Source organism: Bacteroidales bacterium (genome assembly GCA_035647615.1).
Classification (GTDB): domain Bacteria; phylum Bacteroidota; class Bacteroidia; order Bacteroidales; family 4484-276; genus SABY01.
Map to the genome: position 1 here is coordinate 124,750 of DASRND010000007.1, position 12,686 is coordinate 137,435.

General features: G+C 42.0%; 6 protein-coding genes. All 6 read right to left on the reverse strand.

Features of this window, described 5'->3' with window-relative positions; translation table 11 throughout:
* Window positions 1-196 precede the first annotated feature (196 nt).
* The 6 genes from brxL to brxC all read right to left on the reverse strand — a co-directional run bounded on the left by brxL (window position 197) and on the right by brxC (window position 12,686).
* The gene (gene brxL, locus VFC92_03440) at window positions 197-2,194 is read right to left on the reverse strand and encodes a BREX system Lon protease-like protein BrxL (protein ID HZK07233.1); all 1,998 of its coding nucleotides are present in this window, start codon (window positions 2,192-2,194) and stop codon (window positions 197-199) included.
* Between the two features lie 3 nt (window positions 2,195-2,197).
* On the reverse strand, window positions 2,198-4,690 hold the full coding sequence (gene pglZ / locus VFC92_03445) for a BREX-1 system phosphatase PglZ type A (protein HZK07234.1): 2,493 nt from the start codon (window positions 4,688-4,690) through the stop codon (window positions 2,198-2,200).
* Window positions 4,687-4,926 (reverse strand): hypothetical protein, encoded by a 240-nt coding sequence (locus tag VFC92_03450; protein HZK07235.1) that lies wholly within the window; start codon window positions 4,924-4,926, stop codon window positions 4,687-4,689. Before VFC92_03450 ends, pglZ begins: the two co-directional genes overlap by 4 nt.
* 2 nt (window positions 4,927-4,928) lie before the next feature.
* A complete protein-coding gene (pglX, locus tag VFC92_03455; protein HZK07236.1) occupies window positions 4,929-8,672 on the reverse strand; it encodes a BREX-1 system adenine-specific DNA-methyltransferase PglX in 3,744 nt (1,247 codons plus the stop codon).
* Between the two features lie 71 nt (window positions 8,673-8,743).
* Entirely contained in the window at window positions 8,744-9,097 is a 354-nt protein-coding gene (locus VFC92_03460) for a four helix bundle protein (GenBank protein HZK07237.1), read from the reverse strand.
* 85 nt (window positions 9,098-9,182) lie between these two features.
* Window positions 9,183-12,686, reverse strand: coding sequence for a BREX system P-loop protein BrxC (brxC, locus tag VFC92_03465; GenBank protein HZK07238.1), 3,504 nt, complete (start codon window positions 12,684-12,686; stop codon window positions 9,183-9,185).

The following is a 12,686-nucleotide window of genomic DNA, read 5'->3' on the forward strand; positions in this document are numbered from 1 at the left end:
GTTTTTAAACGGAAATATGACGCAAGCCGCTCGCACAGGGCAAAAGAAAGCCACCAACGGTTGAGTATGGAAGCAGCATTTGAAAGCTCAAGTTTTGGTGTTTTGAGTGAAAGATTTATCTGGCAGTAAATCGACGAGAATTGCAATTGCAATTACAAGTAACGGATAGTGACATCAGAACTAAGTATCGCCTACATTACTTTTCAAAATCCCGCAAAATTGTAACCTCACAAGCTTTGCACTGCCGTTTTTCCTGATAGTATTCTGCAATGTCGTACCAGCCACCAGTCTTTTGAAAGATATCAAGTCCTCGGCCCAAAATGATCTTCCAACCGTTATTAGGTTCAATAGACCGGTCGTGTGCATTTTCGTCAAATTCGTAGGTGAAGAGAATTCCTAGAGGTTCAAGAGACTCTGTTATGTTCCTGAATGCTTCCTTTACATTTTCAATGTAATCTTCACTATTGTATGTGACCAAGTGGAATTTGACCTCCTCTACTTCTCCTTTCTGTTCAGCAACTAGCTTCGTTAACTCCATCAGGTTCCTAAGCTGATAAGGCAACCTGACGTAAGGATCAACAACTTTAATCTCTGTGGCACCGATCAGATAATCGCCAAATAGGTTTTTATATGAAATCCCCGTTTGATTGTCGCGGATTATCCGATGGCAAGCCTCTAAATTATTAAAGTTTATTTCTTTCTTTTCTTCCTTTTGCTCTTCTACGGCTTTCTTCTTACCGAAAAGCTCTTCTATTTCAAGAGTTTCTATGTCAACCTTTTTACCGCTGGATTTAATAACGTAACTAAAATCCACTTCCTCGAAGGTCTCATCCATTTTGATAAGCTGCTGCTTCACTCGTTTGCGGTTCTCAATAGCCAGATCCAGCAATTCTTTGGCTTCATCTTCATTGTATTCATTATTCGGATAAATGACTTTCAACAAACCAGAAAATGTTTTTGAAATCGAATTTTTATCCCTTGTTGTGATAGAATCTGATAGCTGAAAGTACTTACTATACGCATGCATGTGATCCTCTTTGCGCAGCTCCTTTAGGACCTCAGCCAGATAGTCCACTATGAACCCATAGCTATCTGTGAACATTTCATTCCGTAGCTTTTGCACCTCCCACCCTGGTATGTATGCATGGATTCTATCGAGAAATGCTGCATCATTATAATCCTGTGGAAGTGCTTCAAATAAATTGGAGTGTTTGAGCATGTAGGGAACGGAGTGATCTGTATTGCCAACAAACACCATACTTGCAGTAGCTCCATACACCTGGGTTCCTCTTGAAAAAGTTTTATTGGCCATGTAATTTTTCATGATATCCACCAGCCCCCTGTCCGTTCGCTTGGATCTTCCGGCAAACTCGTCATAAGCAACACAGTCCCAATAACCAACCAATCCGATTTCTCCGGTACTATTGTTTACAAAAAGTTTGGCCTTTGTAACTTCCCCGCCGGAGATCAAAATTCCGTGAGGGGACATTTCCGAATAAATGTGCGATTTCCCAGTGCCTTTGGGTCCCAGTTCAATCAGATTGTAGTTGTTTTCAGCAAAAGGCACAAGCCTTGAGAGCTGCAATAATTTTGATCTAAAAGTAAATTCATCCGGGTTTAAACCTATGGTCTGCATCAAAACATCAATCCATTCATTCTTGGTAAACTTGCCCCTTAGCTGTTTGTATTCCTCAATATCCGTGTAGCTGATTTGAATGGGCTTTAGACTTTCGATTACCCAGGGAGAACCATCCCTTTCTTCGCCACCAACATATCCAATGGTGGTGATACACCAAACACCTCCTGAAAGAAGCTTTTGATGTGTTCTGATAATATCATCATTTATCACCACTTTGTTCAGACCCAGGTTGGCAAAATAGGCCTCATGGCAGTCCCGCTGCTCATTAAGCTTTACTGATACCTTGTCGATGATGCGGTGAGATCCCTTGTCGCGTATTGTAGATTTAATTAACTGGGATTCGTCGCGGTGCACAAAGTGCTTGGCAATAATATTTTTGACCGTATCGACACCTTCATTTATTGTGTCTTCATCGTCTGTTGCACAATACTGACCGAGCAAATACTCGAGCACGTAGGTAGGAACTATGGCGTTTCCTTTTATCAATTTCGTAAGGTCCTTGCGAACTACCTTCCCGGCAAATTGCTCATTGAGTTTTTTATCAAGTTCTTTCATAGCTTAAAAATCATCAAAATCGTTAGTAAATGAAATATTGAGCGTGTAAAAATGCTCTTCGTACATTTTCCATCGGGTTGTGCCTGGCACTGGCTCTTCCAATAATAAGCGAACCCGTTGATTGCGATATTTTCCGCTGGCAATTGAGCTTAACTGAAAACTGTGTTTTACTTCACGACGCCTTTCACTACCTTCTTCCACATCAAAGGTGTATTTGAAAATATCGCTTAGCTGAACACCGTCCTCGATGGTTTGAATAAAAGCCCTGATTTGTCGCGGAAGTATTTTATCAGTTATCAGGTCTTTTTGCAGAAATGAAACTGGTAGAATATTGGTCGTAATTTTATCTGTGGATTTGATGATATCAACATCCACCATTTTGGTTGTGTCTTTTCGTTTCTTAACAACTTTAATTACCGGCACAACGATCTCCTGAAGAGATGCCCCGCCATGAACAAAGCGCGATCCTGCCCCTTTAATCCTGAGTCTGTTTATTCCTTTCGGAATAAGGATATCTACATCAGAAGTCAGACCTACCTGGCTGCCATTAAATTTGTTCAGACTGTTATTCCCATTGAGATCCTTCCCTATCACAAATCGCCTCGATTCTTTCCAGATTTCACCCTGAATTTCGGAGCTTGCAAAATCGCTTTCATCTAAAGTTGCACTTTGATAAATAAAACCATGATCGGAGGTGATAATAATATTGGTTCCATTCATATTGGCGATTTTCTTCAAAACCTCCTGGAGGAAAACAATCTCTTCTTCAACAGCCTCAAATACTTTATCCTCGGTAGTTTTATCATCACCAGCTTTATCAATTCTATTGTGATAAATGTAGATAAGATTGTATTGTTTCACGAATTCACGTCCTTCAGTGCCAGCATTCATGCGCATAAATTCTTCTGCCGGGATTGCAACTGCTGTGGTTCCTGATTTTTCCTGAAGGATCCTTGTTCGTGCAGGAGTTCCCTGCGAAGTGATACCATCAACCAGGATCATATCAGAATTGGCAGAAACTGAAAGTTGCTCGCATGGCAGCATTGCAGCCATTCCTAATTGGGTGTAAGAAGGAAGCCCGGTAAACATAAAATCCAGCTCTGCTTCGTACCTTTTTTCACTTTGAATTTCTTTCGCCAGTTCCCAACCTGCCTCAAACCGGAAGGCATCAGAAATTACGACAAACAACCTGTTTTCTTTTTCTGAAAATGGGGCTACATACTGCTTAAAAAACCGCTGCTGAAAATGTATGGACTCTACCGGCCAACCATTTGCTTCACTGATAGTTTGTTGCCAGGAATCATTCAGGCTTAGCAACCAATCATTAGAATAGACTTTTTCAACCTTATCACTGAGCTTACTAATAATTCTGTTTTGACTTATCTTTCGGTAGGCGTGAATAAATTTCCGATAGTGATAGTCGATTAAAAAGAACTGATCCTTGTAATCAGCTACACCAGATTCGATGGATGGAAAGGAAAAGCTTTTAATTTTTCTCACCAGGTCTATCATTGCACCTGCATGCTCAAGGCAATAGTAAAATTGTTTATGACGCGGATACCAATACTTATTCTCTCTTTTTTTAATCATCTTATTCAGTTGATCCGGCAAAATGGTTTCATTTTCTACCTGTGCCGACAACTCATAAATTACCTTCAAATCGGTAAGGTCAAAAATATCGTCGTCAATAATTTCTTCCAGTTTGGCTTCATTTAATAAATTCTCAACATCCATATCTATTGCCACACGTTTCGACAGCGACTGATAGGCATCCTGGAACATAATCGAATCTTTCCAAAGTGAAATAAAGAGATGGGACTCACTCCCACCCTTGCGCGTCAGGATAAAATTCCTGCCAAATATCTCCAATAAGAATTCATAAATGGAAGGTGATTCACTTTGGTATTTGTATTTTCGGAAAACTTCCTGCCATAGATACTCCATGAGGTTGAACCTTACCAGATCACGCTCAATCCGATCATTGCTATCATTAAATGCCAGCGCGTAGGATTGTAAAAAGGCTTCCAGGTTTGGATAATCCGTATTAAAAAGAACAGCCAGCATTTTGTATCTGATGGATTTGTGAGCATCGTCATCCGAAAGCAACTCCTTAAGCTTCAGCCGACGTTCCTTGTTTTGAAAAAACTCGATGTGTTCTTCCACCAACGCTTTAAAATGATAGGGTAAGCCAATGTCCTGAAGGAATAAAGCTTCCTGGTCGGTGTGAAACACGTAGTTTGCAAGTTGTAAATCCAACAGCCAATTGTCTTCATAAGTAGGCTGACCACTTGAAAAATACAATAGAAATTTCTGCTGAGGCTCTTTTTTCAAAACCCTAAGCTTGGTAGCAAACTCATTCCGGTGGATTTCAATTTTTTCGACATCCTTTGGCATCACCATGGCATATTCTTCTTTCATCTTACCATCCTGGTCAAACCAAAACACGATGCGGTTGTCCTGAAAAATTTTGTTTAACGATTCTTCTATGTTGCTCATTGTTGCTTGCTTATAAGTATGTTTTTAACATAGGTAATTTTTCCTTCAACATGGGTAATTCCTGTGTTAGCATGGGTAATTTTCGGTTTAACTTGGTTCCTAACTTGGTCCCTATCTTGGTCCGCATCATGTGCATTACCTTGTGCATTACCTTGTGCTCTATATTCATCATGAACAAGGATCTCAGTAGTAAAGTACTTCCTTCCAAGGGTTTCTATGTTAATTGGGATATTCATAACTAAATGATTTTCGTTGTATCAATCCAATCAAAGCCCCGCACTTTATCCTTTGCCTTTTTATCGTTGAGGCCGCTGACTTCTTTGATGGCTTTGCCAAATTTGTTGTAGTTCACCAGCACGCCATCATCCAGGTCGATGGGGATGCGCTCGCTGGCGAGGGGATACAAAATATCGCGTTCGTATTCCTGGCAGTCGAGAAGCATTTTGTCCAGTTTGTCCATCTCTTTGATGGCCTGGGTTTGTTCGCTGCCTGTGCCGGAAATCTTCATCTGGTTCCAGTGTGCTTTGCGGGTTTTAAGTTTTTCGATAAACTCGCGCAGGTAGTTGTTCAGGATGTTGCTGATGGTGTCGCGGGTGTAGCGATGCATGTAAATAAGCACATTGAAGTAGCCTTTGGGTGAGGAGAACATCCAGTAAATCGGGCGCTTTTTATAGCGCGTGATGTGTTCCTTGTAAAAATCGCGGTTGAAATATTTGCGGATATCTGTGCCGAGGCAAGTCTCGACAAATGCAAGGTTTTTTTCCAGCGATTGTTCACCGAAACTCACCCTGAGAAACTCACGGAAGCGACCGGTAATGTCATCTTCAAACCACTCGTCGTCGAGCACCGGGATGATATTATCGTCATCAGGTAGAAAGGTTGGAGATTGTTTTGCTTCGCTCGCAATGATCTTAAGGTAATCTTCAAGCGCCTCTCCTTGGTTGGCTAAAATCAAGCCTTCCTGATCCAGCGAATACCGCCCAAACATGCAACCGACAGCGTAGCTTACAAATTGAGAAAATACTTCTTTGGCATCGAAGGGGAGGTTTGGTGATTGGTGATTAGTGGTTGGTGATTGCTGGTTGGTGTCTTCAATCCCCAATCCCCAATCTCCATTCTCCATTCTCCTATCCCCATTCTCCATTCTCCTATCCCCATTCTCCAATCTCCAATCTCCATTCTCCAATTTCCATCCACTTTTATATTTATTACTTAATTTCTTCAGTGCCTTTTGATCTAGTTCCTCTCTTAAAATGGTAATATCCTCCAAAGGAACATCTGGCGTGAGTTCATCCTGCAAACCATAAATCTCAATAAATTGTCGATTAAGTTCTTCTTCGTTTCTGTGGAGCTGGAAGAATCTATTTCTCCAGTATTGTTGGAAAAGGTCATAGCTCTCTTCGATGCTTGTGCTGAGTGAAGCCGAAGTATCCGCACCTTTAATACGAAGGAGTTCGTTTTGTTGAAGGTTCCAAGATTTTTCGGTAGAATCCCAATCTTTTTTTGAAATGTAAATGTTTTTAGTAACAAGATCATTTACATCATGTGTATTTTGAATAATTAGAGGAATTCTTAAAATATCCCCAACTTTGTAATCTAATGTTGCTGCTAAAACCATCAAAAATTCCATTGCAACTTTAGAATTAAGTAGCCCATGTATAAAAATTAAATTTTTATCAGAAAATCCTTTTGCACCTTTGGAATCAAATAGAAATCCTCTTTCGGAATAACGAACACATAGTGAGGCACTTGATATTGCTGTCCACGAAACCCCTTCTTTAAAAGCATAATCTCCATTGTAATTGTGAGATCTAATTCTACCTGTTTTCTCATCTATATTATTACGTATCTCAAATCCATCGTTTTTCCAATTAACTAAATGTTGATTATTTCCATACCATCTTCGAAATATCCCACCTTTATTGTACGGAAACCATTTTCTATTTGAGCTAATCGAATCTTTAATTGTTGTAGTATTAAAACCAACATTAGATAAATTAACTTCAGACCAATACCTTAAAAAGCGTTCATTATCTGCTGTTGCCATACCTTCTCTCGTGGTCATCGCATTTTCGATTAATGGTTTATTATCAAAATGCTCAAAAATCACATCACTAAGCCAATACCCAATAGGGCTACCTGGAATCTTTTCAAAATCTTTTTGGTTTGCAGTGTAAGCCCATCCACAATCTGGGTTTTGGATAGCTTCGAGAGTTTTACTTTGTTTTAATTCAGAACTCCCGTCGTCAACCAAGCGGAAGTAAACGCCTTGTTCTTTTGGTAAATTATTCCAAAAAGTGAATGATGCATTTTGAACCACCTCGCCGCCAATTTCCGGAAAGGCTCTTGGGCCAAGATGAAGTAGTGTGTCAATTTGTACGTCTTTTAAAAGTTGATTCCGTAATTTCTCGTAACTGCTCAGGAACATCCAACTGTGTTGGTTTATCATTCCTAAAAATCCTTTGGGATAAAGCATTGCCAAACCAGTTTCCATAAAGCAAGCCATCAGGTCCGCTTTACTTAGAGGGTAGGCGGTTTTCACAAAATCAGCCAAAGACTTATTCACATTACCTATACCCATGTAGGGAGGATTGTCCACAATACAATGGTATTTTTTGCTTAATGGCAACAATTGCGTTAAAGCTCTTTCGAGTTGTTCGAGGTTGTAGTGCAAAAAGACATCCGAGTTGCGGGAGGCATCGCTTACTTTTTGCAATACCTTTTCAAGCTCGCTTTGTGGCGTATGTGGCACAATCAGCGAACCCAGATTGGTGGCTTGCTGCATATTGCCCAGGTCATGCTTCAGCGCATCAGAAAGGTCTAAACCGATTTGCGTAAAAGTATCTTTAACTTCATCCTCGCTCAGCCGGAAGTCCCGGAAGCAAATGATGTTGGGCTCAAGGTTCTTACTAAACACCCTGCGGTGATAGCTGCGGGCTTTCATCATCAAGGCCATGCCTGCAAGTTGCGCGGCACGTTCGTCTATCTCAAAACCAAAGAGATTTTTGCTAATGATTAATTGCGGAATCTCAGAAGGATTGTAGCCCTCTTCTTCATAGATTTTTGTAAACAAATCAAAACCATACACCAAAATATGCCCGCTGCCACAGGCCTGGTCAAGAAGTTTAATTTCTTCGACAGAATTAATCTTTAAATAATCTTCGGCCTGCACCGAAGGGGATTCGATGAAGTAGGGCATGTGCTTGCGCAGGCTGGAACCGGGTTTGTTTTGCAGCCACAGTTTGCCGAGCGTGTTTTGCACCATGTATTCCACAATCCAGCGTGGGGTAAATAACTGCGTGGCCGCCGGAATGTCTTCCTTCTTCACCTTGCTTTTGGAGGCAAAAACTTCATCCTTTTTCTCAGAAATATAAAACTGGTAGAGCCAGCCAATCACTTCCACCTGCTGGCAGTCGTCGGAACACATGTCTATAACCACATCGTGAACAATCGAAAACTCGCTGGTCAGGTCGTCGGGGAGCAGCAGTTCGGTGTAATCGTTGATGGCTTCAAACAGGAACGGGAATTTTACGTGCAGATCGTTGCAGGCAGCAATCAGCAGCAGCCGAAACACTTCGTTTTGCGCATTGGGCGAAGGTATTTTGCCATCCAGCAGGTCGTTGATCTTTGCTTTGTCAACCTTAAATTCTCCGGGGATGTTTACCTGTTTGGCTTCATTCAGCAATTCGGGCAGCGTGTGGCCATCCTTTGGTGAAATGATACGCATGCCGGAAGGCTGGTATTCGTTGGCATCCATAAACCGGAGGGCCATCAATCGGTTGAACCAGGTGTAGGCCACCTTTTCGATAAGTTGCTCTTTGCCTGTCCGGGCAATCTCTTCCTTAAGTTCCCGAATCTCTTTGGCCTGCTCGCGCAGCGCAATGCTATCGGCATTCAGCACATATTCTATTTTGGCTCCCACCTGCTCGATGAGTTTGCGGCGTGCCTGCTGAGCGAATCTTTTAAGTTGGTTTGTGTTCATTTTGGTGATTGGTGGGTGGTGATTGGTGGTTGGTGGTTGGTGATTGGTGGGTGGTGATTGGTGGGTGGTGATTAGAGGTGGGCGGTGAGTTTGGTGATCAGGCTGTTGATTTGACGCGCCAGGCTCTCTGTTTCCTGTGTGAGTGGTGGGATTTTTTCCGTTGCTATCATTTCCAGATTTGAAGTCAGGATGAGTTGGGTTTCCAGTTCTGCCAGCGATCCCCTTGCTATCCTCAGAAAGTGGATAAACTCCTTGGTTCCCCTCGCCTGTCCCTCTGCTATATTGCTCGGGACGCTTACTGCCGCCCGTTTGATCTGATTCGTAAGGCCGAATAATTCTTCTTTCGGCATTTCGCGCATCAGCAAATAAACCAGTTTTGTTATCTCCATGGCCTGTTGCCAAATTCTCAGTTCCTTGAAATTCATTGGCGTGCTCATCTTTGTTATTATTTTGATTACACATTAAATTTTCTTTATCGTTCTCCAATCCCCAATCCCCAATCTCCAACCCCTAAAGTGTTATCCTTCTGTTTTCTTCAATATGGTGCAACAGCGCCTTTTTTAAAGCTTCTGTGTATTCTTCCACATCTTCCCTGCTGGTCAGTTCCGATTTTGGAAACTTTACTTTTACATTTGTGCTTCTGATGTATTTTATTAGGTGGTAGTCAGTTTTCCCATCTTCAATTGGCTTGACAACCAAAGCCTGAATCTTGTTGAGGAGTTCAATCTTCAGGTTGCTTGCCTGCTGCTGATATTGTTGCAGGTTGGCAATGTAGCGCTGCGAATCGGCCTTTGCTTTCAATTCATCCAGTGGCGCTGTTATCCTGTTTTGTTCTTCAGGTGTTAATTTGGCAAAATCAGCATGGGATGCCAGCGCTTCCTTTACTGCTTCAACTTTGGATATGGCTGCATATTTTTCCTGAGTTATCTTGCCACGTACTTTATTCATTAGGCCGTCCATTACTGACTTTGCTTCGCGCATCACATTGCCTTCATAAGGTTTTGGATGGTTGAAATGCCCGCTGAGCAATGCTACTTCTTCACCATCGATAAACTCGAAGTTGGATTGATCCCCATCGAGGTAAATCCTGATTTGATCATAGATTTTCTTTTGTTCGCCATTCCAGAAACGCTTGATGGGATCAAGAATGTCTTCTTTTGCGTCGAGTAATTTATCCTCCCATTCGTTTACAGTATTTATCAATACACCATACTCCATGCGCACCAGTTTATGCAGCAATTCCTTCAAGGGCTCAAGAATTTTCATAAACGCGTATTGATTTCTAGCAACAATGTACTGCAATACAAGGTCGTACTCCTCGGTGACCTTTTGCCTGAACTGCGCCACCACTTCTTTGGGTTCGTTGGCTCCACAGGATTTGTCAAAAGCATCCTGATAAACTTCTTTCAGTTTTTTAATCAGGCGCTGATCAAACTCCATTTGAGGCTCCAGCAGGGTGTTGCTGTATGTCCGGTTGTTGTTGAAGGCAGCCAGCACATCAGCATCGGTGAGCAGGTTTGAATCCTGCCTGAATTCCAGCTTCCCGCGTTTAAATACCCGGGCACATACACACCAGATCGCTGTCTGATACCAGCCATAAGGTTTTTTTGTAAAGTGATCTTTTAGGTCGGTGAGCGAGGTGCGGTCCGATTGCTTTTTGCGCCGGATCACAAAGTTTAGAATTTCGTTTTCGGCTTCACTGATGCAGGTATCATCCTGTCCAAATAAATCATCTTGTTTGCTTTGCAGAATTGTTTTGATGGTTTCCTCTCTGTATTCCACCGCACCCAACATCTTAAGACTTGGATAGGCCAGCTTAATCAAATCCTGGAATGCATTTACAACTTTGATCCGGCCATCGGTAGATTCCATTATTTCGTGCTGCTTACCGTTTAGGAAAACCATCGATTTTCCCATGGCGCGGTTCAGCATCGGGCGGAGGTAGGCGTTGTACTTCTGGGCATTCTGAAATCCCTTGTCCCGAAGTATCTTGCTAATGGTGTCTTTGGTAGATGAGTTGTGGTTTTGCTTGATGTACTTTTCAGTTTTCAAATACAAGCGGGTCTCCTCTAAAATGCGTCCTTCATCAGGAATCACAAACCGGATCAGGGTATTATCCCATACGGTTTCTCCTTTGTAAAATTCGGCATCGCCATACCTGTCGTTGTTGGGAGTAATAATCTCGATAGTCAATTCGCGTTCCTTGCTTAAGATGGCACCATCGAGCTTGCGGGTAAATTCATATTCCTGTTTGTTATCTAAAAACCTGAATCGTGTGTCCCTTATCACATCATCAAACAAAAGTTTGCTGAGCATGCTGGTGATGGCCTGACCATCAATTTCCGTGTTCTTTATTTCACGTTCCACATCCTGCTCGTCATCGGTTAGAAACTCATACGTTTCAGCATTACGCTGGATGTAGTTTTGATTTTCGAGTAAGTTCAGGGCCAGTTGCACCTCTTTTTCGTGCGCTTTCAAATCCACATGCAGGCTATCGATCATCAATACCGAAATGTTTCGTGCTGTGGTTTTGAATTGATCATAGTATTTTACCATGAATAAAACTTTGAGCACCTTTTTGGCAAAATCGGAAGTGAGCTGTCTTTCGGCGAGGATGATGGTATTTTGTATTTCACCCCTGATGGCTGAGCGCAATCCTTCAAACAGCATATCAAAACTGGTGATGGAGTTGTTGCTTTGCTCAGCGAGTTGCTTCAGCACCTCCTGGAATACGCCAAGCATCGACCGCTCACCGGTAGAAGCATGCTTACCCTGAAATGCGTTGTGTTTTGAGAGTGACTTAACACTCTGCTGGAACAAGTCGAACTGATACGGAATAAAAGGGTATTTATTGATAAAGTCAGCTTCACCTTTGAACCCTCTGAACTGAACTCCGGTTTCGGAAAAAGAAAGCAGGGTTTCGAGATTGGATTGCTCTTTATTCCAAACGATAGATAGCTCAGCTTTACCGGGATCATTTTTTGCAAGCAGGCGTTTTTCGATTACTTCATCCACGTTGGCAGAAGTTAAAGGGATTCGCACCCTGAAACGTCCCTGGATTTTAGAAAAGTCATCCGATTGCACGGTGCTGTCATCACCAATAAGGCTTTCGAGATCTTCCTGTGAAGTAACCAATAGCCACGCTTTGCCACGGCTCTTGGTTGCAAGGGTTTCTGCAATAGTTTGCAAATTAAGCATCAACTTGGTATTTTCGCTGATGTATTGCCCTACTTCATCCACAAAGAAGTTTAACCTGAATCCGGGTTCTTTGGATTGAATGTATGTATTTACCTTTTCACAATAATCCTCTATCCAGATGGCACTGTGATCATTCCTGAAATCATCGATAATGGTGGCGTAATTTTCTTCTGGCTCCCCGTATATTTTGGAAAGTGTAGTTGCAACGGCGCTCTTAATCTTAGGAACGGCAGTTTGCCGACGGCCCTGGAACCAGTGCTTCTCTGCAATAGCTTCAAATTCATGGATAAATTCGTCATACTTTCCTTCCTGTGTGAGCCAGAGTTCAAATTCAGCCACATGCTTTAATCCTCCGTAAAAGCCCATGTGATCGTAGAAAACTTTGTAGAAAACTTTTAAGATGGCATCTTCATCATTTTTTGATGTGATCTGTGCCTGTTGGTCGATATTAAAAAGTATGGACTCCGACGGTATCTTAGCTGCTTTCAGCACATCTGCCTTCAATATGGCATCCTCTTCAATCTTTGAAGCAAAGAGTTCTCCCAAAAGCCAGCCATTGTATTCTTTGTTTTCGAGAATGTATGAAAGGATTTTCAACAGATGGGACTTACCCGAACCAAAGAAGCCTGAAATCCAAACCCCGTTAATGCCTGCGTAATTAATGTAGTTGCTGAAAAAGTCTTTGATCTTTCGGGCAATTTCATTGGTTATTACATACTCATCCACCTCCTGGAAAATATTTTCCTGGTCGTCAGCCTTAATCACTGTTTCGATGTTCCGGCTTACATCTAATTTAAAAAGTTCTTTAAGTTTCAT